The 24,229-nt window shown below is 74.6% G+C and carries 29 protein-coding genes; 10 read left to right on the top strand and 19 right to left on the bottom strand.

Annotation, left to right across the window (positions count from 1 at the left end):
- Positions 1-138: 138 nt before the first annotated feature.
- The gene (locus tag HH311_RS01470; protein ID WP_169181809.1) at positions 139-1,533 is read right to left on the bottom strand and encodes an aromatic amino acid lyase; all 1,395 of its coding nucleotides are present in this window, start codon (positions 1,531-1,533) and stop codon (positions 139-141) included.
- A gap of 18 nt (positions 1,534-1,551) precedes the next feature.
- Positions 1,552-2,256 (bottom strand): SDR family oxidoreductase, encoded by a 705-nt coding sequence (locus HH311_RS01465; protein ID WP_169181808.1) that lies wholly within the window; start codon positions 2,254-2,256, stop codon positions 1,552-1,554.
- 75 nt (positions 2,257-2,331) lie between these two features.
- On the opposite strand from HH311_RS01465, the gene HH311_RS01460 reads away from it, so the two are divergent.
- From HH311_RS01460 to HH311_RS01450, 3 genes are all read left to right on the top strand, one after another.
- Positions 2,332-2,790: a helix-turn-helix domain-containing protein gene (locus tag HH311_RS01460; protein WP_312029868.1), complete on the top strand. Its 459-nt coding sequence runs from the start codon at positions 2,332-2,334 to the stop codon at positions 2,788-2,790.
- Positions 2,791-2,889: 99 nt separating this feature from the next.
- Positions 2,890-3,162: a GlsB/YeaQ/YmgE family stress response membrane protein gene (locus HH311_RS01455; protein ID WP_169181807.1), complete on the top strand. Its 273-nt coding sequence runs from the start codon at positions 2,890-2,892 to the stop codon at positions 3,160-3,162.
- Positions 3,163-3,183: 21 nt separating this feature from the next.
- Positions 3,184-3,483, top strand: a complete 300-nt coding sequence (locus HH311_RS01450; protein ID WP_211189463.1) for a VOC family protein — start codon at positions 3,184-3,186, stop codon at positions 3,481-3,483.
- 126 nt (positions 3,484-3,609) lie between these two features.
- Here HH311_RS01450 and HH311_RS01445 read toward each other — a convergent pair whose 3' ends face one another.
- The 3 genes from HH311_RS01445 to HH311_RS01435 all read right to left on the bottom strand — a co-directional run bounded on the left by HH311_RS01445 (position 3,610) and on the right by HH311_RS01435 (position 7,353).
- The gene (locus HH311_RS01445) at positions 3,610-5,097 is read right to left on the bottom strand and encodes a hypothetical protein (protein WP_169181806.1); all 1,488 of its coding nucleotides are present in this window, start codon (positions 5,095-5,097) and stop codon (positions 3,610-3,612) included.
- A 180-nt stretch (positions 5,098-5,277) separates the two neighbouring features.
- A complete protein-coding gene (locus tag HH311_RS01440; RefSeq protein ID WP_169181805.1) occupies positions 5,278-6,438 on the bottom strand; it encodes an acyl-CoA dehydrogenase family protein in 1,161 nt (386 codons plus the stop codon).
- A gap of 300 nt (positions 6,439-6,738) precedes the next feature.
- A complete protein-coding gene (locus HH311_RS01435; RefSeq protein WP_169181804.1) occupies positions 6,739-7,353 on the bottom strand; it encodes a TetR/AcrR family transcriptional regulator in 615 nt (204 codons plus the stop codon).
- A gap of 60 nt (positions 7,354-7,413) precedes the next feature.
- On the opposite strand from HH311_RS01435, the gene HH311_RS01430 reads away from it, so the two are divergent.
- Entirely contained in the window at positions 7,414-8,238 is an 825-nt protein-coding gene (locus HH311_RS01430) for an alpha/beta fold hydrolase (protein ID WP_169181803.1), read from the top strand.
- Position 8,239: 1 nt separating this feature from the next.
- Here HH311_RS01430 and HH311_RS01425 read toward each other — a convergent pair whose 3' ends face one another.
- Genes HH311_RS01425 through HH311_RS01390 form a run of 8 tightly spaced genes read right to left on the bottom strand, consistent with a single transcriptional unit; the run spans position 8,240 to position 14,379 of the window.
- Positions 8,240-8,932 carry a GntR family transcriptional regulator gene (locus tag HH311_RS01425; RefSeq protein WP_169181802.1) on the bottom strand — a complete coding sequence of 231 codons (693 nt, stop codon included), beginning with the start codon at positions 8,930-8,932 and terminating at the stop codon, positions 8,240-8,242.
- Between the two features lie 36 nt (positions 8,933-8,968).
- The gene (locus HH311_RS31235) at positions 8,969-9,736 is read right to left on the bottom strand and encodes a carboxymuconolactone decarboxylase family protein (RefSeq protein ID WP_169181801.1); all 768 of its coding nucleotides are present in this window, start codon (positions 9,734-9,736) and stop codon (positions 8,969-8,971) included.
- Entirely contained in the window at positions 9,733-10,626 is an 894-nt protein-coding gene (locus HH311_RS01415) for an NAD(P)-dependent oxidoreductase (protein WP_169181800.1), read from the bottom strand. The genes HH311_RS31235 and HH311_RS01415 overlap by 4 nt, the downstream gene beginning before the upstream one ends.
- Positions 10,623-11,033, bottom strand: coding sequence for a carboxymuconolactone decarboxylase family protein (locus tag HH311_RS01410; RefSeq protein ID WP_312029867.1), 411 nt, complete (start codon positions 11,031-11,033; stop codon positions 10,623-10,625). Before HH311_RS01410 ends, HH311_RS01415 begins: the two co-directional genes overlap by 4 nt.
- Positions 11,030-11,416 (bottom strand): cupin domain-containing protein, encoded by a 387-nt coding sequence (locus HH311_RS01405; RefSeq protein WP_169181799.1) that lies wholly within the window; start codon positions 11,414-11,416, stop codon positions 11,030-11,032. The genes HH311_RS01410 and HH311_RS01405 overlap by 4 nt, the downstream gene beginning before the upstream one ends.
- Before the next feature lie 4 nt (positions 11,417-11,420).
- Complete coding sequence (locus HH311_RS01400) at positions 11,421-12,347, bottom strand: NAD(P)-dependent oxidoreductase (RefSeq protein WP_169181798.1); 927 nt, start codon at positions 12,345-12,347, stop codon at positions 11,421-11,423.
- A complete protein-coding gene (locus HH311_RS01395; protein ID WP_169181797.1) occupies positions 12,344-13,144 on the bottom strand; it encodes an N-acyl homoserine lactonase family protein in 801 nt (266 codons plus the stop codon). Before HH311_RS01395 ends, HH311_RS01400 begins: the two co-directional genes overlap by 4 nt.
- On the bottom strand, positions 13,141-14,379 hold the full coding sequence (locus HH311_RS01390) for an alpha/beta fold hydrolase (RefSeq protein ID WP_211189462.1): 1,239 nt from the start codon (positions 14,377-14,379) through the stop codon (positions 13,141-13,143). Before HH311_RS01390 ends, HH311_RS01395 begins: the two co-directional genes overlap by 4 nt.
- A gap of 106 nt (positions 14,380-14,485) precedes the next feature.
- On the opposite strand from HH311_RS01390, the gene HH311_RS01385 reads away from it, so the two are divergent.
- From HH311_RS01385 to HH311_RS01370, 4 genes are all read left to right on the top strand, one after another.
- Entirely contained in the window at positions 14,486-15,868 is a 1,383-nt protein-coding gene (locus HH311_RS01385; protein WP_169181796.1) for an MFS transporter, read from the top strand.
- 129 nt (positions 15,869-15,997) lie between these two features.
- A complete protein-coding gene (locus HH311_RS01380; protein WP_312029967.1) occupies positions 15,998-16,606 on the top strand; it encodes a DUF1326 domain-containing protein in 609 nt (202 codons plus the stop codon).
- Positions 16,607-16,610: 4 nt separating this feature from the next.
- Positions 16,611-17,426: a DUF2182 domain-containing protein gene (locus HH311_RS01375; RefSeq protein ID WP_211189460.1), complete on the top strand. Its 816-nt coding sequence runs from the start codon at positions 16,611-16,613 to the stop codon at positions 17,424-17,426.
- A 20-nt stretch (positions 17,427-17,446) separates the two neighbouring features.
- The gene (locus tag HH311_RS01370; protein ID WP_169181794.1) at positions 17,447-17,779 is read left to right on the top strand and encodes a DUF1330 domain-containing protein; all 333 of its coding nucleotides are present in this window, start codon (positions 17,447-17,449) and stop codon (positions 17,777-17,779) included.
- On the opposite strand, the gene HH311_RS01365 is transcribed toward HH311_RS01370, so the two are convergent.
- The 3 genes from HH311_RS01365 to HH311_RS01355 are packed head-to-tail and all read right to left on the bottom strand — an operon-like array spanning position 17,780 to position 20,433.
- Positions 17,780-19,147 (bottom strand): NAD(P)/FAD-dependent oxidoreductase, encoded by a 1,368-nt coding sequence (locus HH311_RS01365; RefSeq protein WP_169181793.1) that lies wholly within the window; start codon positions 19,145-19,147, stop codon positions 17,780-17,782.
- Positions 19,144-19,758 carry a PadR family transcriptional regulator gene (locus HH311_RS01360; RefSeq protein WP_169181792.1) on the bottom strand — a complete coding sequence of 205 codons (615 nt, stop codon included), beginning with the start codon at positions 19,756-19,758 and terminating at the stop codon, positions 19,144-19,146. The genes HH311_RS01365 and HH311_RS01360 overlap by 4 nt, the downstream gene beginning before the upstream one ends.
- A 60-nt stretch (positions 19,759-19,818) precedes the next feature.
- On the bottom strand, positions 19,819-20,433 hold the full coding sequence (locus HH311_RS01355) for a TetR family transcriptional regulator C-terminal domain-containing protein (RefSeq protein ID WP_312029866.1): 615 nt from the start codon (positions 20,431-20,433) through the stop codon (positions 19,819-19,821).
- Positions 20,434-20,491: 58 nt separating this feature from the next.
- Here HH311_RS01355 and HH311_RS01350 point away from each other — a divergent pair, with 58 nt between their 5' ends.
- Together HH311_RS01350 and HH311_RS01345 are read left to right on the top strand one after the other, a co-directional pair.
- The gene (locus tag HH311_RS01350) at positions 20,492-21,256 is read left to right on the top strand and encodes an SDR family NAD(P)-dependent oxidoreductase (RefSeq protein ID WP_169181790.1); all 765 of its coding nucleotides are present in this window, start codon (positions 20,492-20,494) and stop codon (positions 21,254-21,256) included.
- 85 nt (positions 21,257-21,341) lie between these two features.
- Positions 21,342-22,247 (top strand): alpha/beta fold hydrolase, encoded by a 906-nt coding sequence (locus tag HH311_RS01345; protein ID WP_169181789.1) that lies wholly within the window; start codon positions 21,342-21,344, stop codon positions 22,245-22,247.
- On the opposite strand, the gene HH311_RS01340 is transcribed toward HH311_RS01345, so the two are convergent.
- From HH311_RS01340 to HH311_RS01330, 3 genes are read right to left on the bottom strand one after another with little or no spacing between them, the layout of a single operon-like run.
- Positions 22,234-22,785: a TetR family transcriptional regulator gene (locus tag HH311_RS01340; RefSeq protein WP_169181788.1), complete on the bottom strand. Its 552-nt coding sequence runs from the start codon at positions 22,783-22,785 to the stop codon at positions 22,234-22,236. The two genes, HH311_RS01345 and HH311_RS01340, sit on opposite strands and share 14 nt — an antisense overlap.
- Positions 22,782-23,111 carry a multidrug efflux SMR transporter gene (locus HH311_RS01335; protein ID WP_169181787.1) on the bottom strand — a complete coding sequence of 110 codons (330 nt, stop codon included), beginning with the start codon at positions 23,109-23,111 and terminating at the stop codon, positions 22,782-22,784. Before HH311_RS01335 ends, HH311_RS01340 begins: the two co-directional genes overlap by 4 nt.
- Before the next feature lie 41 nt (positions 23,112-23,152).
- Complete coding sequence (locus HH311_RS01330) at positions 23,153-24,211, bottom strand: D-alanine--D-alanine ligase (RefSeq protein ID WP_312029865.1); 1,059 nt, start codon at positions 24,209-24,211, stop codon at positions 23,153-23,155.
- Between the last annotated feature and the right edge of the window lie 18 nt (positions 24,212-24,229).

Genomic DNA, 24,229 nt, shown 5'->3' with positions numbered 1-24,229 from the left:
GTGGGACTCGGGTCCGGGGTGTCAGAGCCGGGTCGGCAGCACCGCGCAGGCCCGGCCGAGCGCGATGAGCCGCAGCAGCTGGACGGCGTCCCCACCGGCGGCTTCTTCGAGGACGACGGCCCGGTGCCGTGTGACGGCCTAGCGGCGGGCCAGGTGGTCGAGCACCGCGTCGAGCGCGGCGGCGACGTCGAGCGGCGCGGTGTCCACGGGGTAGCGCTCCAGGACGGCGGCGCCGAGCCCGGCGAGCGCCGGGGGCAGGGTGTCGCCGCGGCGCGCCACGAGGTGGGTCGCGGTGACGGCCAGCAGGCCGAGCAGGGCGTCGAGCGCGGCGCCGGCGTCGACGGCCCGGCGCCAGGCGAGGACGTCGGGCGTGCTGGTGTCGGTCTGCCCGCTGCGCCCGAGCCCGACGAGGCTGGGCCGGGCGGCGGCGCGTGCCTGCTCGGCCCAGCCCGAGGCCGTCATCGGGAAGAGCGAGGTCCGCGGCTCGGACTCGAGGGCGGCGATCCCGTCGGGCGGGTCGGTCAGGCGGTTGAGCTGGGCGGTGACCAGCTGGGCGAGGTCGGCCCAGGCGTGGGCCAGCGCGTCGAGCGTCGGGGCGACTAGCGGGTCGTGGTAGCCGCCGTTGGAGAGCACGGCACCCAGCGGCGGCCGCACGTCGGGCCCGACGAACACCGGGTTGTTCGACGCGGCGCGCAACGACGTCGTGGCCGCCTCGCGCGCCTGGTCGAGCGTGCGCGCGACCCCGCCCAGCACCCGCGGCGCGCTGCGGAACGACACCGGCGCCTGGTAGGCGCGGCGGGGCCACCGGCCGCCGGCGAGGAGCTCGCGGAACCGCGCGAGCACCCGCTCCTGGTGCGGGTCGCCCCACAGCACGCCGAGCTGGGCGTCGACGTGCATGTCGGGCAGCCCCGCGGCCACCGCGGCCAGGGCGAGGACCGGCTCGAGCCGCCCGACACGGTCGACGCCGAGCAGGACGGCGTCGGCGAGCACCGCCGAGGCGACGGGCGACCCGTTGATCAGCGCCATCCCCTCGCCGACCTCGAGGGTGCCCTCGAAGGCCGGGCGCAGCAGCCGGCCCAGCGCGACGACGTCGCCGGGGTCGCCGTGCCCGCCCTCGGGCACCGTCGGGAGGGGCCCGTCGAGCAGCCCGGTGAGCCGCTCGGCGGTCGCCGGGCGGATCGCCGCCGTGCCGTGCAGCACGTCGGTGAGCCGGGCGAGCACCACCGCCCGCACCACGCGCTCGGGCAGCGCCGGGCCGACCGTGAGCGGGGACGGCGGGGTCGGCGGGAGCACGCGGCCGAACTCGGCGCGGGCCGCGTCGTCGAGGACGGTGCGGGCCGCGACGTCGTGCTTGGTCGTGATGCCGTACAGGTGGTCGGCGGCGTGCGCCTCGACGAAGGCGACGAACTCGTCGCGACGGCGCCCGACGGCGGCCAGCGCCGCCGGGCCCAGCCGCACCGCCTCCCCGGCCCAGGCCACCCGCCGGACGGCGTCCAGGTCGACGTCGCCGGGCCCGTTCAGCTCGTGGATCACGGGCGCGATGCTCGTTGATCAGGCGACGTCCGGGTAGAGGGCGGCGACCCCGCCGGCCAGCCCCGCCTGCACCCGGCGGCTGACGTCGTCGGCGAGGATCTCGGTGTCGCCGGCGGCGAACCGGTCGAGCGTGGTCTTCGCGATCGCGGCGGGGTCGGACTTGGCGTCGTCGATGCCCGCGGCGAGGTCGGTGTCCATGTACCCGACGTGCAGCCCGCTGACCTGGATGCCGCGCGGGGCGAGCGCGAGCCGCAGCCCGTTGGTCATCGACCACTCGGCCGACTTCGAGGCGCTGTAGGCGGCCAGGTGCGGGGGCGCGAACCACGACACCACGGACAGGACGTTGAGGAGCGCGCCGCCGCCGTTCACCTCGATGACCGGGACGAATGCGCGGGTGACCGCGAGCGTGCCGAAGACGTTGGTGTCGAACTCGCGGTGGACGTCGGCGAGGTCGTCGTCCAGCCACGCGGCGCCGGTCGCGACGCCGGCGTTGTTGATCAGCACCGTGACGTCGCCGGCCTCCCGGGCCGCGGCGGTGACCGAGGCCGGGTCGGTGACGTCCAGGGCGAGGGGCCGGGCGCCGGGGAGGTCGACCGAGCGAGGGTCGCGGGCGCCGGCGTAGACGGTGGCGCCGCGCGCCAGGAGCTGCTCGGCGAGGTGGCGGCCGAAGCCGCGGTTGGCGCCGGTGACCAGGACGGTGGCGGCACCGAGGTCGAGGGTCATGGAGGACCTCCTGAGTTGGTATATCCAACCTAGCATGCTGAAACCGGATCGCCAACCACGCGTACGCTGGTGGTCGTGGCCCGGGGAATCCGCGGCGGCGAGACCTGCTCGATCGCCCGCACCGTCGACGTCCTGAAGGACCCGTGGGCCTTCCTGGTCCTGCGCGAGGCCTTCGGCGGCGTCACCCGCTTCTCCGACTTCCGCGCGCGGCTGCACATCGCGAGCGACGTGCTGAGCGACCGGCTGAGCGCGCTGGTCACGGCGGGTGTGCTGGTGCGCGAGCACTACCGGGAGGCCGGGAGCCGGCCGCGCGAGGAGTACCGCCTCACCGAGGCCGGCGACGAGCTCAGGCCGGTCCTCGCAGCGCTGCAGCAGTGGGGCGACGCCCACCTGCCCGCCGAGTGCGGACCCACCGTGCTCTGGCGCCACCGCGAGACCGGCGAGCTCCTGGAGGTGGCCTTCGTCGACGCGGACGGGCGGCGGGTGGCCCGCGCCGACGCCGTCGGCGAGCGGACGGCGGCCTATCCCGCGTGACGAGGTGCCCGCGGCGCGGGACCGTTCGGCCTCTTGTGGTCGCTGTCACACTGGGGTAGCGGGGCCCGGAGTGCGGGCCCGCAGCGTGAGGAGCTCGCCATGGGCATTCTGGGGTGGATCGTCGTCGGTCTGGTCGTGGGGCTCCTCGCGAAGGCGATCATGCCGGGCAGGGACCCGGGCGGGATCATCGTCACGACCCTCATCGGCATCGTGGGCGGGCTGCTCGGCGGCTGGATCGGCGGCCGGTTCTTCGGGGTCACGACGGGGACCTTCTTCGACCTGCGCACCTGGGTCATCGCCCTGATCGGCGCGCTCGTCCTGCTCCTGATCTACCGGCTCGTCGCCGGCCGGAGGGGTCGCGCGCGGATCTGAGCGCGGGGCGACACTCGACGCGTGGCGCGCATCGAGCAGGTCCTCGCGCGGGTCTACGTCGTCGATCTGGACGCGGCGCTGCCGCTCTACTCCCGCCTCGCCGAGGGCGCCCCGGTCCGCCGGTTCGCCTTCGGCGGCGTGGAGCTCGCGTGGGTGGGGCCGTTCCTGCTGCTCGCCGGGACGCCCGAGGAGCTCGCGCCCTTCCGTGACCGCGCCGCGACGGTGCTCGTCGACGACCTCGACGCGGTCGCCGAGGAGATCGCCGCCGCCGGGGGAGAGGTCCTCGAGGACCCCGCTCCGGGGCCGAACGGTCGCGGATGATCGCCCGTCATCCCGACGGGGCCGTCTTCGAGTACCTGGACGTGCCGTTCCGGGGCAGTGGCGCGTCGGCGACCGGACCGTGATCGTCTTCCGGTGGCGGATTCGGGGGCTGGGCGTCCGGATCCGCTACGAAGACGTGATCATGGACCTGTCGGGGGCGCCCGTCGGGTGCGTGCCGGGGACCCGCGCGAGCGGGACGTCGCGGACGGTCCGGTTCGTGACGCTGCGCGCGAACGCCACGAGGACGTAGCAGAGGGCGGCGTAGCCGAGGTACTTGGTGACGTCCTCGGCGTTGCCCAGCAGGTGCGACAGGGACGGGTCGGTCACCTCGAACACGTCCTCGAGCTTGTCGCCGGCCACCGACACGGCCAGCCCCGCGAGGCCCAGGAGCATCGGCAGCAGCAGGCCCAGGCGGTGCACCGGCAGCGCGACCCACAGCAGGATCGCGGCGCCGACGACGACGTAGAAGCCGTTGCCGACGATCTCCGGGATGCGGAAGCTCGGCAGGATCGAGTCGTGGATCATGAAGACATCGTCGAAGGCGACCAGGAGGACGAGGACCACGACGCCGAGGCCGGCGCGGAGCGCGCGCCGGTCCGCCCCGGGTCGGGTCCGCGCGAGGTCGAGCGCCCCGAGCAGCACGCCGGCCGCGACGACGAGCGCGCCGCAGCAGACGAACGTGAACAGGCCCGACCACGCCGAGGAGCCGGGTGAGGTGTCCTGGTCCTGGAGCGCGATCTCGATGGCGTGGCCGCTCGCGGCGAACGCGGTGAGGACGACCGCGAACCCGATCCCCGCCGGCACCACCGCCCTCGACACGGTGCGCCACAGCTCCCCGAGCTCCCCGCGGACCGTCCAGAGGTCCCCGGCGGGGCGGGCCAGCGGCTCCGTCGGCGGCGTGGCGTCCCCGAGGGCCGCGCCGGCGCCGAGCACCGGTCCGGTGACCGCCTCCTCCACCGTCGCCGCCCCGGCCGGGCGCACGACGCGGCCGGTGACGCTCCGGGCCCGCGCCACGAGCACCCAGCACAGCCCCGCCACCCCGAGGAACTTCACGACGCCGCCGGTGTTCGCCAGCAGTCCGGCGGGCTCGTGCGTCCCCTCGAGGTGGGCGGCGACGGCGACGACGACCGCCGCCACGGCCAGGCATGTGAGCGCGGTCCAGAACGCGAGTCCGAGGCCCGCGTCGCGCGCAGGCCCCCTTCCGAGCACCCCGAGGAGGCCCAGGACGACGAGGTAGCAGGCGGTGCCGACGCTCGCGGGGATCCCGACACCGGGGAGGACGGTGTGGTGGAGCACGAAGAGGTCGTCCAGCACCAGGACGACCACGCCGACCGCGATCGCGAGGTCCGCCCGGCCTGCCGATGGTGCCGTCCCGCCCCGGCGGCGCCAGGCGTGGGCCAGCCCGACGGCGAACAGCAGCATCCCGGTGGCCGCCAGGAGCGCCTCGGAACCGAGGAACTTGAAGAAGCCCGTCCACTCCGAGCCCTGGTCACCCGTGTCGCGGTCGCCGAGCAGGAACGCGACGACGTGCCCGCCGGACCGGTGGCTCACGGCCCAGCCGGTGAGGACCACGGCCAACCCGACCGCGGTGGGGAGAAGGGCGAACCGCACCATTCGCGACAGATTGTCGAATTCGTCGTGTTCCGTCGCCATGGTCGATCCTCCTGGGAAACACTCCTCGTTCACCGGGTGTTCGGCGGGAGGCTACCGAGGGAGGAATGGCAGGGATTCCAGGGTGGGTCCCCCGAACGGGAACTGTCCGGGAAACGCAAGGCCGATCCGAGAATGGTCGGCTCAGGGTTCGCCGAGTCCCCCGCGGGAGACGAGCTGGGAGGCGATGACGTTGCGCTGGATCTCGTTGGTGCCCTCGCCGACGATCATCAGGGGGGCGTCGCGGAAGTAGCGCTCGACGTCGTACTCGGTGGAGTAGCCGTAGCCGCCGTGGATCCGGACGGCGTCGAGCGCGACCTCCATGGCGATCTCGGAGGTGAACAGCTTGGCCATCCCGGCCTCCATGTCGGCGCGCCGCCCGGCGTCGTAGCGCTCGGCGGCGTGCAGGATCAGCTGCCGCGCCGCGGTGATCTTCGTGCCCATCTCGGCGAGGTGGTTCCCGACCGACTGGTGCTGCCAGATCGGCTTCCCGAACGCCTCGCGCTGCTGGGCGTAGCGCAGGGCGTCGTCGAACGCGGCGGTCGCGACGCCGAGCGCGCGGGCGGCGACCTGGATGCGCCCGGTCTCCAGCCCGCGCATCATCTGCGCGAACCCGCGCCCCTCCTGCGCGCCGAGCACCGCGTCGACGGGCACGCGCATGTCGGTGAAGGCCAGCTCGCAGGCCTCGACGCCCTTGTAGCCCAGCTTGGGCAGGTCCTTGGAGATCTCGAGGCCGGGGCCGTGCTCGACGAGCAGGATCGAGATGCCGCGGTGCTTCGGCTCCGCGGCGGGGTCGGTCTTGCACAGCAGCGCGATCAGTCCGGAGCGGCGCGCGTTGGAGATCCAGGTCTTGGAGCCGTTCACCACGTAGTGCTCGCCGTCGCGGCGGGCCGTCGTCGTCATGGCCTGCAGGTCCGACCCGCCGCCCGGCTCGGTCAGCGCCATCGTGGCGCGCAGCTCCCCGGTGGCCATCCGCGGGAGGTAGCGGTCCTGCTGGGCGCGGGTGCCGAACTCGACGAGCAGCTTGGAGACGACGGTGTGGCCGCCCATCGCGCCGGCCAGCGACATCCAGCCCCGGGCGAGCTCGGCGGTGACCAGGGCGTAGCAGGGCATCGACACCGGCGCGGAGCCCCACGGCTCGGGGATCGCCAGCCCGTAGATCCCGAGCTCCTTCATCGCCTCGATCAGCGCCTCGGGATAGGTGTTGGCGTGCTCGAGCTCGCGCACCACGGGGCGGACGTCCTTGTCCACGAACGCCCGCACGGTCTCCACGACGAACCGTTCCTCGGTGTCCAACGCAGCCACGTCCCTCACGTCCCCTCGTCGTCGGTGTCCGGCCCGGCCCGGTGGGTGTGCAGCGCGGCCATGCCCAGCTCCAGGGTCCTCGCTCCGGTGGGCACCGCGAGCGCGATCGCCGCGGCGATCTCCTCCCGGGTCGCACCCTGCCGCAGCGCGGCGTGGGCCGCACCGCCCGGGACCGCGCGCTGCGCAGCGCGGGCGAGCGGGCGATCCGCGGCCGGCGCCGTGTTCGACGTCCGTGTGACGGACCGTTCGGTCCCCGCCTGGTTTCGTCACACGGATCGCGATCATGGACCGAACGCGGGCTCAACCCGGGGCGGGGCCGACCAGCCCGTCCACGAGGTGGTGGAGCACCTCGTGGACCTCGGCGTGCGCGCGGTCCCGGTCGGCGGCGGTCGCGATGACCAGGGCGCCCTCGTCGAGGGCGCCGGTGAGGATCTGCGCCAGCGTGCCCACGGGCTGGGGACGCAGCTCGCCGGCGTCGATCGCGGCCTGCAGGAGCTGCTGGGTCATGCCGAGGCTGTGCTGCTGGGCGAGGTCCCGGAACCGGGCCCACCCGAGCACGCTCGGCCCGTCGAGCAGGAGCAGGCGGTGCACCTCCGGGTCGAGGCACACCGACAACCACTCGTCCAGGGCCACCCGCAGCGCGGCCGCGGGCGTGGTGCTGCCGGCGGTGACCACCGCCGCCGCCAGCCGCGCCACGACGTCGCGCTCGACGTCGTCGAGCACCGCGACGAACAGCGCGGTCTTGTCGGCGAACTGGTGGTAGATCGCGCCGCGCGTCACGCCGGCGGCGGTGGCGATCTCCGGGGTGCCGACCTCGGCGTACCCGCGCTCGGCCCACAGCCGCCGGGCTGCCGCCCGGAGGGCGGCGCTCGTGGCGGCCGAGCGCTCCGCCTGGGTCCGTCGCTTGTTTTCCATACATCCTGCCGGTAAGTTGCGAACAGCCTGCACGTAAGTATCCACACCAGGAGGCGTCCGATGCCGATCGCCGCGGTGAGCACGGCCAACATCCACTACGAGTCCCGGGGGCCCGACGGCGGGCGCCCCGTCGTGTTCGTCCACGGCTACGCCATGGGCGGGTCCCTCTGGGAGCCGCTGGCCGCACGGCTCGCCGACCAGGGGTTCCGGTGCCTGACCCCGACGTGGCCGCTGGGCGCCCACCCCGAGCCGCTGCACCCCGGGGCGCCGTCGGACCTCCCCGCGGTCGCCCGCACGGTCGCGGAGCTCCTCGACGCGCTGGACCTGCGCGACGTGGTGCTCGTCGGCAACGACACCGGCGGCCTCGTCTCCCAGCTGGTCGCCGTCCACCACCCGGAGCGGCTCGGCGCCCTCGTGCTCACCAGCTGCGACGCCTTCGAGCACTTCCCACCGCCGGTGTTGCGCCCCTTCGTCCTGGCGTCGCGGAGCCGCGCCACCTTCCGCGCGGCGGTGTGGCCGCTGCGCCTCGCGGCCGTGCGCCGGCGCGCCTTCGGCGGGCTCGCCCACACCGACATCGACGCGCTCACCGCCGCCTGGGTCCGGCCCGCCCTCGCCGACCCCGGCGTGGTCGAGGACCTCCGCCGCCTCACCGCCTCACTGGACGCCGCGACGTCCATCGAGGTCGGGCACCGGCTGGGCGAGATCACCCTGCCGACGCTGATCGCCTGGTCCGCCGACGACGTGTTCTTCCCCCTCGACGACGCCCACCGTCTCGCCCGGGTCATCCCGCGCGCCCGGCTCGAGGTGGTCGAGGGCGCCCGCACGTTCTCGATGCTCGACCGGCCCGACCACCTCGCCGGGCTCGTCGCGGGCGTCGCCGCCTGAGTCAGACGTGCCCGAGGGCCCGGGTCGCCGTCTCCGCGGCGTGGCGGATGTGCTCCACGCAGGCCTCGGCGGCCCGGTCGGCGTCGCGGGCCTCGACGGCGTCGACCACCGCGCGCAGCTCCGCCGCGGCCTCGCGCGGCCGGCCCGGTACCGACAACGACGTCGCGCGCAGCAGCCGGACCCGGGCCTGCAGCCCGGCGAGGGTCTGCTGCAGCGGACCGCTGGCCGACCCGGCCATGAGGACCTCGTAGAAGCGGTCCTTCGCGGCCAGCTGGGACTGCGCCCCGCCGTCGTCCTCGGCGGATCGGGCGATGGCGTCGACCGCCCGGCGCAGCGCCCGGACGTCGCGGTCCGACGCGCGCTGCACGAACCGTCGCACCGCCAGGGCCTCCAGCGCCGCGCGCATCTCGTAGAGGTCCGCCGCGTCGGAGGCCGACAGCGACGTGACCTCCGCCCCGCGTTGCGGGACGACGGTCACGAGGCCCTCGGTGGCGAGCTGGCGGATGACCTCGCGGATCGTCGCGCGGGAGACGCCGAGGTTCTCGACCAGCTCGCGCTCGATGAGCCGCTGTCCCGGCCGCAGGCGCAGGTCCAGGATCGCCGCCCGCACCCGGTCGGTCGCCACCTCGCGCAGCGGGGCGGCGACCCGCGGCAGCGGCTCGGACCCCCACACCGACGACGTCACGGTGCCCATGGTCCCACCCGCGTCCGAGTCCCACCCGCGTCCGGCTCAGCGCGTGGACGCGACCTCGGCGAGGATCGGCGCCCCGACCGTCGCCGCGTGGATCCCGACGACGCTGGCGATCTCGAACATCTCGAGGATCTCGGCGACCGACGCGCCCTGGTGCAGCGCGTTGCGCAGGTGCAGCTTGAGGCCGGGCACGTAGAGGTGCGTCGCCGACGCGTCGAACGCGCAGTAGACGAGCTCCTTGACCTTGGCCTCGAGCGTGCCGGTGTGCCAGGGCACCGAGGAGAACGCGACGTAGGCCTCGAAGAGGTCCGGGTCGAGCTCGAGGATCTCGTCCCAGAAGTCGTGCCAGTACCCGCGGGTCGCGGTGAACTCGGCTTTGAGGCGCTCCTGGCGCTCGTCGAGCGGGGCGGGCCCGTCGCGCAGGCCCTCCTCCTCGAGCACCTCGACGAGCAGCGGGACGCCGATGTTCGCCGCGTGGATGCCGAGCGTGCTGGTCAGCTCGAGCACCTCCATCACCTCGGCCGGGGTGGCGCCGGCGTCGAGGGCCGCGGCCACGTGCTGGCGGATGCCCGGGGTGTAGAGGTGCGTCGCGGCGGCGTCGACCGCGATGAACAGCAGCTCGCGGACCTTCGGCTCCAGCGCACCGGGGTCGCGGCGCAGCGGGACCGACGAGAGCCCGAGGTAGGCACGCAGGAACGCCGGGTCGAGCTCGAGCATCCGCTGCCACGGCTCGCCCCAGGTGCCGCGCACCCGGACGAACTCCGCCTTGAGCGCCTCCTGCTCGTCGGTGAGCTCGGTGGTGGTCATCGGTCCTCCCCGCGTCGGAGCCAGCGGACGATCTCGGTGTGGTCGGCGTCGGGCGGCAGGGCGGCCGCGGCCTCGGCCCAGAGCCCGACGGTGCTCGCGGCGTGCCGGGAGGCCGACCCGGTGGTCCGCGCGAGGTCGAGCGCGATCCGGATGTCCTTGAGCATCAGGCCCAGCCCGAAGCCGGACGCGAACGTGCCGGGCAGCACGTCGCGGGGCCACTTCACCTCGGTGGACCCGCTGCGCCCGGTGGAGGCGTTGACCACCTCCAGCATCACCTCGGGGTCGAGCCCGAACGCCTCGCCGACGAGCAGCGCCTCGGAGCTCGCGAGCAGGTGCGCCGCGCTCATGAGGTTGTTCAGCGCCTTGAGGGCGTGCCCCGCCCCGGTGGGTCCGACGTGGCGCGGCCGCCCGATCGCGGACAGCAGCGGCCACACCGCGGCGACGGCGTCGTCGTCGCCGCCGACCATCACCGACAGCGTCCCCGCCCGCGCGCCGCTCACCCCGCCCGAGACGGGGGCGTCGAGGAGCACGTGGTCGGCCTTCGCGGCCCGCTCGGCGAGCTCGCGCGTGCGCAGCGGTTCGGACGAGCTCATGTCCACGAGCACCGCACCGGGCTCCAGCGCGTCGAGCAGGCCCCCGCCGACGACCGTCCCGACGACGTCGGAGTCCGGCAGGCAGAGCAGCACCGCCTCCGCGCCCGAGGCGACCGCCTCCGGCGTCGGGACCACCTCCGCCGTCGGGACCTGCGCCGCGAACGCGTCCCGGGCGGCGTCGGCGGCGTCGTGGCCCCGGACGTGCACCCCGGCCGCGGCGAGCTGCGCCGCCATGGGGGTGCCCATGTGCCCGAGGCCGACGAAGCCGACGGTCCGCCCGGCCAGGTCGGCGGTCATCGCTGCTCCTCGGCGATCTCGGACAGCACCCGTTCGGCCACCCGGAACGCCTCGAGCCCGGCCGGCACCCCGCAGTAGACCGTCGCCTGCAGCAGCGTCTCCTGGATCTCCTCGACGGTCACCCCGTTGGTGACCGCGCCGCGCACGTGCACCGCGAGCTCGTGCGAGCGGTTGAGCGCGGTGAGCATGACGAGGTTCAGCAGGCTGCGGGTGCGGCGGTCGAGTCCCGGGCGGCTCCACACGTCGCCCCAGCACGCCCGGGTCACGTACTCCTGCACCGGCCGGGAGAACTCGCTGGTGTTCGCCATCGAGCGTTCGACGTGGGCGGCGCCGAGGACCTCCTTGCGCACCGCCATCCCCTGCTCGAGGCGGGGATCGGCGCCGTTGCTGCCGCTCACGGTGCTCACCGGGCCTCCCCGTACTCGGCCGCGGAGACCTCGTCGAGCCACGTCGTGGTGCCGAGCGAGACGGCGAGGTGGGTCATGATCGTGCCCGGTCCGGCGCCGTGCCAGTGCCGCTCGCCCGGGGCGGTCCAGACCAGGTCGCCGACCGTGAGGGGCTGCGGGGCCTCGCCGTGTGCGCACACCCAGCCGCTGCCCGCCGTCACCACCAGCAGCTGGCCGCGCTCGTGGTGGTGCCAGTACGTCCGGGCGCCCGGGGTGAAGGTCACCGAGTTGACGGTGGTGCCGTCGGTGCTCGGCAGCACCGGGTCGCCGTAGACGGTGCCGGTGAACGTCCCGCCCCGCGCCTCGGCGCTCGCGCCCGCGGCGCGTCCGTGGACGATGTGCACGGTGTCATCCCTCCTGGTCGGGCCGGTCGTGCCGGGTGTGCCGGCTCTGCTGGATGCGGGTGCCGCCGGCGAGGTCGCCGAGCGCGTCGACGACCCGGTTCGAGATGACGTCGCCGTATCCGAGGTGCGCGGCGAGGCCGAAGCTCGCGAGCGGGCCGGCCGCGTTGAGCGAGGGGACGCCGAGCCGGCCGAGCAGCTCGGTGTAGAGCGTGACGTCCTTGGTCATCAGCCGAGTGGTCAGGCCCCCCTCGAGGTAGTCGCCCTCGACGATGCGCGGGAACCGGTTCACCGACGCGAACGACTGTCCGCTGCCGCCGTTGATCGCCGCGAGCAGCGTGCGCAGGTCCAGCCCGGCCCGCGTCCCGGCGACCATCACCTCCGCGGTGGCCGCGAGCGTCACCGCGTTGAGGAAGTTGTTGAGCAGCTTCGCGGTGTGCCCCGCCCCGACCGGCCCGAGGTGGTGGACGGTCGCCGCGAACGCCGCGAGCACCGGGCGGACCGCGTCGACGGCCTCCGGGTCGCCGCCCGCGGTGATGATCAGCGTCCCCTTCTCCGCGGCGGCCGCGCCGCCCGAGATGCCCGCGTCGAGGAAGGTCACCCCCTGGGCGGCGGCCTCCCGGGCGAGGGCCGCCGTCGACGACGGGTCCGCGGTCGACAGGTCGACCACGGTGCTGCCGGGCGCGGCGCCGGCGAGCACGCCGTCGGGGCCGCGGACGACGGGCTCGACGACGCCCGAGTCGGGCAGCGAGAGCAGCACGACGCGGCACGCGCGGGCCACCGCCGCCGGATCGGCCGCCGGCGCGGCGCCCGCGGCCTCGGCCCGTCCGGCCACCGGGTCGTGCCCGACGACGGGTGTCCCCGCCGCGACGAGGCGGCGCGCCATCCGCCCGCCCATGTTGCCCAGCCCGACGAAGCCCACGGGGCCGGTCATGCGTCCACCTCGATCCGGATCGCGAGGTCGTCGGTGCCCGGCACGCGCCCCGGGAAGCGGCGCCCGACCTCGGCGTCGTGGCCCGCGACCAGGACGTGGTCCGCGGGGGCGGCGAGCTCGCCGAGCAGGTCGAACCCGGCGTACATCGCCGCCAGGTCGGCCACGACGAAGAACGGACGGTCGGCGGTGAGCTCGTCGTAGAAGTGGAGGGCGTCGGCGGCGAGCACCGCGCGGCCGCCGGGCACCGGGGCCAGCGCGACGAGCTGGCCGGGCGTGTGCCCGCCGACCTCGATCAGCTCGACCCCGCCGCCCAGGTCGAGGTGGCCGTCGAAGGTCGTCACCCGCCCGTCGTCGCGGGCCCGGGCGAGGGTGGCGAGCTCGTCGGGCTCGGTGGAGTGCGCGAACTGCACCCGCGCGGCGTGCGGGCCGCTCCAGAACTCCAGCTCGCGGCGCGTCATCACCACCTCGGCGGCCGGGAACCGGTCGAGGTTGCCGATGTGGTCGTAGTGCGCGTGGCTGACGACGAGGCGCTCCAGGCTCCCCGGGTCGATCCCGAGGGCGTCGAGGACGGCCACCGGGTCGGCGAGCAGGTCCCGGTTCCGCCGCCGCCCGACGTCGGGTGCGAAGCCGCAGTCGAGCAGCGTGGTGCGGCCGGTCGCGTCGCGGACGACCCAGAAGAAGTAGTCCATCGTGAACGCGGCGTCGGGCTCGCGGTACACGTGCCAGTTCAGGTAGCTCTCGGCACACGTGGTGGTCCGGGTGCCGTAGCGGACCGCGAGCACCTCCCCGCCGCTCACGGCGCCTCCCGCAGCGTCGCGAGCACGGGCAGCAGGTACTCGGCCATGCCCTCCGGGTCCTCGGACATCGGGAAGTGGCCACGCCCGGGCATCACCACGAGCTCGCCGCCGAGCCGCTGGGCGGCCTCGCGGCTCATCTCGGTGGTGGCGGAGTAGTCGTACTCCCCGCTGAACACGTAGAGCGGGCACGACGCCGGGCCGAGCTCGCCGGAGACCTTCGGGAAGTCGACGGAGTAGAAGTACGTGTCGCCCTGGTAGACGCCGGGACCGGTGCTCGCGTACCCCCACAGCGTCTGCGCGCGGGGGCCGGCGGGGCTGCCCGGGGCCATGAGCCCCCCGACCCAACTGGCGAGGAACGCCGAGTGGTCGACGTCCGCGCGGTGGGTCCACTCGACGAACCGCCCCGGGCTGCCCAGCCCGCCCTCGAGCGCGCACACCCCGCGGAACCGCTCGCCGTGGCGGGACGCGAGGTAGAGCGCGATCGCGCCGCCCATCGAGCACCCGGCGAGCACCGGACGCTCCAGCTCCAGGGCGTCGGCCACCGCGAGGACCGTGGCGGCGTAGGTCGCGGTGTCGAGGGTGTAGCGGCGGACCTGCCAGTCGTCCGGCGGGTCGGAGCGCCCGTGCCAGGGCATGTCGAAGGCGACCACCCGGTGGTGGGCCGTGACCCGCGGGTCCTCGAGCAGGCCCCGGAACTGCCGCGAGTCGGCGCCCGCGGTGTGCAGGCAGAGCAGCGGGACGCCCTCGCCCGCGGTCTCGACGTGGAGGCGCAGCCGCCGCCCGTCGACCTCGACGTGCAGATCCCGCCCGACGGCGGGCCCGAGCCCGAGCGGCGGGGGAGCGGGATCGGGGCGGCGCGGCGCCGGATCGAGCGCCGTGGCCCGCAGCGCGGCCACGATCCGGTCGAGGAGCCCGGCCGTGCGGGCCCAGACCTCGCGCCGTCCGCCCACCCGGTCGGAGCCCCGGGTGGCGACGAGGGCCTGCGCGGACGTGGCGCCGCGCGGCGGCGGGTCGGCGCAGACGTCGGCCCAGTCCTGCGCGGTGAGGGTGAGCGCCACGTCCCAGGTGTCGTTGATCCCCGGCGCGCCGCGGGGGGTGAGGTGGCGCCCGGCGACGTCGACGAGCAGCCGTGCGCCGGCCACGTCGAGCAGCAGGGATGCCGGTGGTCCCGGCGGCAGCCCGGCGAGCAGGTGGTCACCCAGTGCCGCGGCCATCTGCTCCTCGTCGAGCGGCATCGCCGTCCCCTTCCCCCCGACTGGTTGACGCCGGAGGTGACCCAGCTTACGTTCTCGATTGTCTGACAGCCAGACGAAAATCGGCGGGGCACGAGGAGTGGGCACGATGACGAGTCCCGAGCGGGCGGCACCCCGGCCCGACGTCGAGACCCCGGAACGGGCGGCCAAGCGCCGCTCGGCGACGCGGGGCGCGTTCTTCGCCGAGTTCGTCGACATGTTCGACATCTACCTGCCGACGGTCGTGCTCACGCCGGCCCTCGTCTACTTCCAGCCCGCGGGGCTCGACCCGGGCACCGCCGCGATCCTCACCTCGCTGGTGTTCGTGACGACGCTGCTCGGCCGGCCGGTGGGCGCAGCCGTCTTCGGGGCGCTGGCCGACCGCGTCGGGCGGCGGCGCGCGACGATCACCTCGGTGAGCGGCTTCGGCGTGATCACCCTGCTCATCGCGCTGATCCCCGGCCACGCCACGATCGGCATCGCGTCGTACTGGCTGCTGATCGTGCTGCGCTTCCTCGACGGGGTCTGCCTCGGCGGCGGCTACACCGGCGCCCTGCCGCTGGCGATGGAGTACGCCCCGAAGCACCGCCGCGGCCTGCTCGGCGGGGTCATCCTCGCCGCCTTCCCGCTGGCCTACGTCGTGATCACGCTCGTCGCGATGGCGTGCTTCGCGATCTTCCCGCTGGCGGGCGCGACGTCGGCCTACGCGGTCTGGGGCTGGCGGGTGCCCTTCGTGCTCGGGGCGGTCCTGGCCGGGTGCCTCGTCGTCTACTACGTCCGCAGCGTCGCCGAGTCCGAGGTCTGGGAGGCCGCCGAGGCCGCGAAGGCCGAGGGCACCTCGGCGGGCAGCGCGGCCCGTCCGCTGCTCGCGGTGCTGCGCGGGCCGAGCGGCCGCGCGTTCCTGCAGGTATTCACGATGATGACCGGCTTCTGGCTCACCCAGAACCTGGTCACGCTGTTCCTGCCGACGACGGTGCTGCGCCAGCTCGTCGGGCTGTCCAACTCGCAGGTCACCGTGGTGCTGCTCGTCTCCTACGTCTGTCTCGTGGCGAGCTACATCGGGTCCGGGGTGCTCGGCCAGCGCGTCGGGCGCCGGCGCTTCTTCGTCATCGCGGGCGTGGCGATCGCCGTGTTCGGGTCGGCACTCCTGGGGGTCCTGGTCACCGGGAAGGGATTGCCGTTCGGGGTGGTCGTCGTGGTGGTCTGCGCCTTCTCGGTGGTCGTCACCGCACCCTGGGGCGTGGTGCTCCCGTACATCACCGAGCGGTTCCGCACCGACGTGCGCGCCTCGGGCTTCGGGCTCGGCTTCAGCGTGTCCGTGGTGATCCCGTCCTTCTACGCGTTCTTCGTCGAGGGCCTCGGCAGCGTCGTGCCCTACGCCGCCGCGTCGGTCGTCCTGCTGGCGCTCGGCGGTCTGCTCGGCGCGGCGGGCGCGGCCGCCGGCCCCGAGACGCGCGACGTCGACTTCGCGACGGAGGCGCCCCACGAGTGATCCGTGACGGTCCGTGCCGGCCCGGACGCGGGCGGGAAAGGGGTCGGGAATGGGGCCGGACGTTCCTTGACAGCCCCTGGGGGTCGCAGGACAGTCGTCGTTTCTTGGGGCGGTGTCGGAAAACGGGGAATGACGATGTCGTGGAATCTGCGTGGCAGTTACGTCGAGACCTGCTCGTGCGACCTGATGTGCCCGTGCAGTCTCTCCCTCGATCACGGCGCGACGTACGACTTCTGTCGCGTGACCTTCGCCTTCGACATCCACGAGGGTGCGGTCGAGGGCACCGACATCGCGGGCTGCAAGGTCGTGATCATCGCCGACACCCCGAAGGTCATGACCGAGGGGAACTGGCGGGTCGGGGTGTTCGTGGGCGACGAGGCCGACGACACGCAGTTCGACCAGCTCGTCCGCGTGTTCAGCGGTCAGTTGGGTGGGCCGATGGCGGGGCTCGCACCGCTGATCGGCGACGTGCTCGGCGCCGAGCGGGCCACCATCGAGATCGACCACGACGGGCTGCGCCACGGGGTCCGCGTGTCCGGCGGGATCGACTTCGAGATCGAGGACATCGTCCCGTTCGGCGTCGACACCGGCCGGCCGGTGAAGTTCGACGGGATGTTCCACCCCGTCGCGTCGGACCTGACGATGGCCGAGGCGAAGCATTCCCGCATCAACGCCTTCGGGATCGAGTACGAAGGCCGGACGGGGCTGTCGACCTCGGACTTCTCCTGGGCGGCCTGAGGTCGTGACCGCCGGGTCGGCCCCACGGTCGGTGCTCGAGGACGGACCGCGTCCGGCCCTGCGGGCGGTCCGGGTGCGCCTCGGGCTCGTCGTCGTGCTGTTCGTCCTCGCCGGCGTCGGCTGGTGGTGGACCGTCGGGCAGATGCGCGGCATGGACGACGGTCCGTGGACCGCGCTGGGGGCCTTCGGCTGGTTCGTGCTGGTCTGGCTCGTGATGATGGCCGCGATGATGTTCCCGTCGGTCGCGCCGACCGTCGCGCTGTACGCCCGGATGACCAGGGGCCGGGCCCCGCTGTCCTCGCCGCTGTTCACGGCCGGGTACCTGCTGACGTGGACCGCGGCGGGCGTGGTGGCCTGGCTGCTCGCCTCCGGGGTCGGCCTGCTCCCCGGTGATCCCCTGGCCTGGGACCACTCCGGCCGCGCCGTGGCGGCCGCCGCCCTTGTGCTCGCCGGGGCCTACCAGCTGACGCCCTGGAAGAACGTCTGCCTGAGCAAATGCCGCAGTCCGCTCGGCTTCCTCTTCGGTTCGTGGCGCGACGGCCCGGTGGGTGGGCTCCGGATGGGGGTGCGGCTCGGCGGCTGGTGCCTCGGGTGCTGCTGGGCGCTCATGCTCGCGCTCTTCGCCCTCGGCGTCATGAGCGTGGTGTGGATGGCGTTCGTCGCCGCCCTCATCGCGATCGAGAAGACCGTCCCTTGGCGGTGGGCCGCCACCTACGGCATCGCGGCCGTCCTGGTCGTGCTCGGTGTCCTCGTCCTCGTGGCCCCGACCGCCGTTCCCGGCCTCACCATCCCGGGCGCCACCACCATGCCCATGATGTAGATCCTGTCCGGGAGGCAGCCATGACCGGACCGTTCCTCGCGCCGGGCAGCGACGGCTCCTACTACGTCGTCATCGACGTCGACATCACCGACGTGCCCCGCTACCTGACCTACATGGAGAAGGTGCGGCCGGCGCTCGAGGCGGCCGGTGGCCGCTACCTCGTCCGCGGCGGGGCGTACACGGTCTACGAGGGGACCTGGGAACCCGCCCGCCTCGTGCTGCTCGAGTTCCCGTCCCGGGAGGCGTGGGAGTCGTTCTACCGCGGCGCCGAGTACGAGGGCATCAAGGTCATCCGCGACGAGACGAGCACGGCGAACATGGTCGGCGTGGAAGGGCTCGCCGCCCCCGACTGATCATCCCGAGCCGCGGCCGGTCGAGGGCACCAGCTCGGAGTCCCGGACCTTCTGGAACCCGCGGGCCATGCGTCGCTTGGCCGGCGGGAAGTGGTCGACGAACCGCAGCGCCGTCCGCTGCGCCGCCACCGACAGGGGACCGATGACCGGGCGGCGGGCCGTGCCGTCGTCGTTCATGAACTCGAGGGACTCCCGGACGGCGAGCGACGAGTACCGGCGCATCAGGTCCTCGTACTCGCCGACCCCCTCGAGCAGCGACATCTCCCCGTCGCGCACCCGCACGAGCCGGTCGCGCAGCTCCCGGGCGTCGCGCAGCGCGGTGTTGGCGCCGGCGCCGCGCCCGGGGGTCATGGTGTGGATCGCGTCCCCGACCATCGTGACCGTGCTCGGGGCCCAGGCCGGGACGGGGTCGGCGGTGCGGATGGCCAGGGCGACCGTCGAGCCCGGGTCGGCCGTGGCGATGAGGTCCAGCCAGCGGGGGTCCCAGCCGGCGCTGAGCTCGGCGGCCAGGGCGAGCGCCTCGGGCCCGGTGCGCTCGAGGAGGTCGCTCGGCGCGATCGTCCGGGACGTCGTGATCGCCCACGAGATGTAGTCGGTGGTGTTGTCGAACCGCAGGCCCGGCCAGCGCTCCACCAGCTCCCGCTCGCTCGCGCCCGCCCCCTCGCGCGGCCCGCCGTCGCGACCCCACGGCATCCGCACCGCGTGCGTGATGCCGAACTGGCCGCGGCGGTCGAAGTACATCCCGAAGCCGTGGCGGACGACCTCCGGCAGGAGCGCCTCGGAGCGCTGGGTCAGCAGCGTCTTGCCGCCGAGGGCGACCAGCCCGGTGTCGGTGTGCGTGGCGTGCGGGAGGTGCTGGTGGCGCACCCGGGAGCTCGCGCCGTCGGCGCCGACGAGCAGGTCGCCGGTGTCCGAGCTCCCGTCCTCGAAGTGGGCGGTGACCCGGGCGTCGTCGTGCTGCTCGAGGTGGGAGAAGCAGTGGTCGAAGGTGATGACGTCCTCCATGCCCGTGAACAGGACCTGGCGCAGCGTCATGCGGCTCACGTTGTGCTCGCGGTCCTCGGGGCCCCCGCCGGTGTGCGGCAGGTCCGTCATGCGCATCCGCAGGAGCGTGCGGTACCGCTCGGTGAGCATGGCGAGCGTGTCGTAGGGCGCCGCGGTGGTGGCCACGAACGTCGCGAACAGCTCGGGGGACAGGCACGCCTTGAGGGCGCGGGCACCGTTGGGGGAGATCCCGACGCGGTAGCCGTGCAGCCCGCTGCTGCGTGTGCGGTCGCGCTCGTGGACCGCGACCTCGATGCCGGCCCGACGCAGGCCGTGGGCCAGGCACATGCCGCCGGTCCCGGCGCCGATGACGATCACCTTCATGAGGGGTCCTCCCCGCCGGGGTGCATCCGGCGTGCGGTGTCGACGAGCTCGTCGTAGGTCCAGGTGAGGGCGCCGCCGTGGAGGTCCTCGAGGACCTTCGCGAGCCAGGCGACGTCGGTCTCGAGGTGCGCGATCGCGTACTCGTTCTCGATCAGCACGATGCGCGGCAGGTCCTGCGCCACCCACCGGATCTCGTGGCGCATGCGGTCGAGCTCGCCGCGGCGGTCGGAGAGCCGCAGGGCCAGCGCGTCCGCGGCGACCTCGGGGGTGAGCAGCGGCAGGTAGGCCAGGGCGGCGATGAACTCCGCGAACTCGTGCCGGGGCGCGGTGAGCATGTCGAGGGTCCAGGTGACCGCCAGCTCCCGCCCGGCGTCGGTGGCCGCGTAGACGGTGCGCTCCGGGCGGGTCGCCTCCCGCTCGGTGCCCTGCGCGACGAGCAGCCCGTCGCGGACGAGCCGGTCGATCGTCTTGTAGAGCTGCGAGCGCTGCCCGACGTTGACCACCTGGTCCTTGCCGCGCTCCCGGATGAGCTGCTGCATCCGGTACGGGTGCATGGGCGCCTCGGCCGCGAGGGCGAGGACGGCGAGGGCGAGACCGGAGCGCTGCGTCATAGTGTCGGCGACACTAGTGTCGCCGACACCACAGCGCAACGCGTCCTGCGGCTCGGGAGCTCAGGGGGTCGTCAGGCAGGAGCACACCCGGGCCAGGGCGGCGTCGAGCGCCGCGCGCAACGGCGCCGTGTCCCGCATCGTCTGGCTCAGGACGTTGCCGCCCGCCAGGGCCGCCAGCAGGGTGAGCGCCAGCGCGTCGAGGTCGGCGTCGGCGCGCAGCTCGCCGCGCTCGCGCATCGCTCCCAGTCCGTCGCGCAGCACTCCCTGCCAGCGCAGGAACCCGTCCGCGAGCCCGGCGCGGGAGGTCTCGTCGCTGGCGCTGAGCTCGCCGGCGAGCGACCCCAGGGTGCACCCGCCGCGCCCACCGTTGCGGGCCTGGTGCTCGACCGCGGCGTCCGCCCACGCCCGCAGTGCCTCGAGGCTGTCGAGCGCGCCGAGCTCGGTCTCCGTCGCCGCGGTCGCCTGCCGGGTGATGACGGCGCCGATGAGGGACTGCTTGGAGTCGAAGTAGTGGTAGAGCTGCGAGCCGCTCACCGCGGCGCTCCGGCGCACCTGGTCGAGGCTCAGCCCGGCGACCCCGTGCGCGGCGATGAGGTCGGCGGCCGCCGCCACGATGCGGTCGCGCGTTGCCTGTCCCTTGCGGGTGAGGCGGGGGCGGGTGGCGGGCTCGATCACGTCGTCACCGTACCGGAATGGGTTGCGCAACCCATAGTTCGTTGCTAAGAACTGGGTCATGGAACCCAGAAACAACGACCCGGCCGAGCTCACCGGCCGGACCGCGCTGGTCACCGGCGCGACGGCCGGCATCGGGCGGGCCGTCGCCGTCGAGCTCGCCGCGCGCGGCGCCCTCGTCGTGGCGCAGGGCCGCGACCGGGCCCGGGGCGCCGAGCTCGTCGCCGAGATCGAGGGCGCCGGCGGCGCGGCCCGGTTCGTGGCCGCGGACCTCGCCGACCCCGCCGAGGTCGCCCGGCTCGCGCGGGAGGCGGGCGAGGTCGACGTCCTGGTCAACAACGCCGGCGTCTACGCGTTCACCGGGACCCCGGAGACCGACGCCGAGCTGTTCGACCGGCACCTGGCGGTCAACACCCGCGCTCCGTTCCTGCTGGTCGGGGCCCTGGCCCCGGCGATGGCGGCGCGTGGCTGGGGTGCCGTCGTCAACGTCACCTCCACCGCGGCGAGCTCGCCGTCGCCCGTCGGCACCGCCTACGGCGCGTCCAAGGCCGCCCTCGAGCTGCTCACGCGGTCGTGGGCGCTGGAGTTCGGCGGGGCGGGCGTGCGCGTCAACGCCGTCTCGCCCGGTCCCGTCCGCACCCTCGGCACGACGACGATGCTCGGCGACGACGTCGGTGTCCTCGGCCAGGTCACCCTGCGCGGGCGGGCCGCCGAGCCCGAGGAGATCGCGGGCGTGGTCGCGTTCCTGGTGGGCGAGCACAGCAGCTACGTCAACGGCTCGGTCGTCGTCGCCAACGGCGGCGAGCGCCACCCGGCCGCGGCCTGACCGGTGGATCGCCGAGGCCGTCGCTCACCACCGTCGGCGAGCCGCGGCTCCGCCGGCTCGCCGTCCGCACCCCCGAGGAGTCCCGATGACCACGACCGAGACCGCCGAGTTCCACGACTGGCTGCCCGGGTCCTTCACCCTGCACCGCGTCGCGACCCACGGCACCACCCTCGCCGTCGCCGTCGGCGGGCACGGCCCGACGCTCGTGCTGCTCCACGGCTGGCCCCAGACCGGTCGGGCCTGGCGGCGGGTCCTGCCCGCGCTGGCCGAGCACCACACGCTCGTCGTCCCCGACCTGCGCGGCGCCGGCGACAGCGACCTCCCCGACGACGGGTACCGCAAGACCGAGCAGGTCCGCGACCTCCGCGGCGTGCTCGAGGCGCTCGGGCTGACCGGGCCGTCGGTGGTCGTCGGCCACGACATCGGCGGCATGATCGCCCTGGCCTGGGCGGCCGAGTTCCCCGACGAGGTCGCCGCCCTGGTGGTCCTCGACGTCGTGTTCCCCGGGCTCGGGCTCGAGGAGGCCATGGACGTCGCCCGCGGCGGCATGTGGCACTTCGGGTTCTTCATGCAGCCCGGCGTCCCGGAGATGCTCTTCGACGGCCACGAGCTCGAGTTCTTCACCGACTCGTTCACCGCCCTGAGCAACCCCGGCACCTTCACCGACGCGGATCTCGCCTGGTACGCGCGGGCCTACCGCGGCCGGGAGCGGCTGCGGGCCGGCTTCGCCCAGTACCGCGACCTCCTCGCCGACGGGGCCGACAACCGCTCGCTCCTCGCGGGCCGGCCCCTGGCGATGCCGGTGCTCGCCGTCGGCGGCGGCGGGCGCATGGGCCACGCGGTCGCGGATGCCCTGCGAGCCCACGCGCCGCGGCTCACCGACGTCGTCGCGCCGACGGGGCACTTCGTCGCCGAGGAGGAACCGGACTGGTTCGTGGCCACGCTGACCGGGTTCCTGGCCCGGGAGGCCGGGGACCTCACGCGCCGGTGAGGGTCCGCAGCACCGCGCGCACCGTCGCCGGCCGGACCAGGTGCGGGAGGCAGTAGGCCCGCAGGAACAGCCCGTCCACGGTCACCGAGGCCAGGGCGAGGTGCTCGCCGTCGAGGTCGTAGCGGCCGAGGAACCGTTCGAGGCCGGCCGTCCAGCGCTCGTACTCCGCCTGCCAGGGCCCGCCCCGCCCCGCCAGCGCGAACAGCTCGAGCTCGGCCGCGGCGCGGGCGCCACCGTCGCCGCGGCCGGCGGCGACGACCACGTCGGTGAGCGCGTCGAGGGGGTCGTCGGCGCGGGCGGCGTCGTCGAGCCGGGCCAGGTAGGCGGCGTTGACGTCGCTGAGGACGGTGAGGAGGAGGTCGTCGACGGTGGGGAAGTAGTAGGTCACCGCGCTGGCCGGCACGTCGGCCTCGGCGGCGACGACGCGCTGGCTCACCCCCGCCACCCCGGCCCGGCCGATGACGCGCACGGTGGCGTCGATCAGCGCCCGACGCCGCCGTTCCCCCTTGCGGAGGCGGCCGTCGGTCGTGCCGGTCACGGGCCGTGCTCCGCGCCGAGCTCCAGGGCGAGGACGCCGCCGATGACCAGGACGATGCCGCCGATCTGGATCCCGGAGAGCCGCTCGCCGAGGAATCCCGCCCCGATGAGGGCGACGAGGGCGACGCCCGCGGCCGACCAGGTCCCGTAGGCGAGGCTGACGCCGAGGCCGCGGACGAGCGCCTGGGAGAGCATGACGAACGCGACGGCGTAGCCCACGCACACCAGGACCGAAGGACCGAGCCGGCTGAAGCCCTCGGAGAGCTTCAGCGACACGGTGGCCAGGACCTCCGACACGATCGCGACCGCGAGGAAGACGTACGCCACGGCCGGTCTCCTTCCGACAACCTGAGCACTCGCTCCAGATTCTACGGGAGCGATCGCTCGGGCTGCCGACGGCGGCCGGCGCGGCCGGCCATCTCGGCGAACAGCTCCTCGGGTCCGGTCCCGGCCGCCACGGCCATCGTCGTGACCACGCTGGAGCGCGCGAACGAGCAGTACAGGCCGGCCTCGAGGAACCAGGGCCGGCCGTCGGGGTCGACGCGGAAGTCGAACAGCCCGTAGTCGCGGCACCCGAGCGCGACGTGGCAGCGCCGGGCGGCCTCCCACACCGCGGGCGTCACCGGGTCGGTCGGGTCGACGATCCACGCCCGGCCGGCGCCCTTCGCGACCAGGCCGAGCCCGCCGTCGTCGTCGCGGGCGAGCTTGTCGGCGGGCAGCCGGATCGGCGCCGCCTCGGCGTCCACCGGGTACTCCTCGAGCGGCAGGCAGACCAGTTCGGTGCCGCCCCCGGCCCGGTCGCGCTCGACGACGGCGCAGCGCACCTCCCGGCCCGCGGGCACGTAGGTCTCGACCAGCGCCGCCGACGCGTGCTCGAACGCCGCCGCGAGCGCCGGCCCGACCTCCTCGGGCCGGCGAACGAGGGTGATCCCGAGGGAGTTGTCCGAGTCGGCCGGCTTGACGACGACCGGCAGCGCGGGCAGGGCCGGGTGCTCCCCGGGGTGCACCACGACGCCCTCCGGGACGGCCACCCCACCGTGCGCGACGACCGCCCGGGCCCGTGGCTTGTCGGCGCCGACGGCCATGACGTCCGGCGGGTTGCCGATGACCGGGACGCCGAGCACCTCGAACAGGGCGCGGTAGGACGTCATGCCGGGTCGGCAGAACATCTGGGGGACGACGACGTCGGGCGCGAGCGCGCGCAGGTGCGACACGGCCTCGTCGACCTCCAGCGCCGGGGCCGCGTCGAGCCCGGGCCCGGTCAGGTCGGCCGGGAACGACCACCGGCCGCCAGGCGCGACGTGTGCGATCGCGACCTCGTAGCGCTCCGGGTCGGCCAGGGTCTCGAGCGCGTCGCGGGCGTAGAGCCGGGACAGCTCGGCGAGGAACTCGCCGGTGGGCGACCCGACGAGGTGCAGCACCCGCACGGTCAGTCCACTCCGTTC

Source organism: Actinomycetospora sp. TBRC 11914, from assembly GCF_012933465.1.
Classification (GTDB): Bacteria; Actinomycetota; Actinomycetes; order Mycobacteriales; family Pseudonocardiaceae; genus Actinomycetospora.
The sequence above is the reverse complement of the archived record's forward strand: the minus strand, read 5'-3'. Positions and strand labels throughout refer to the sequence as shown.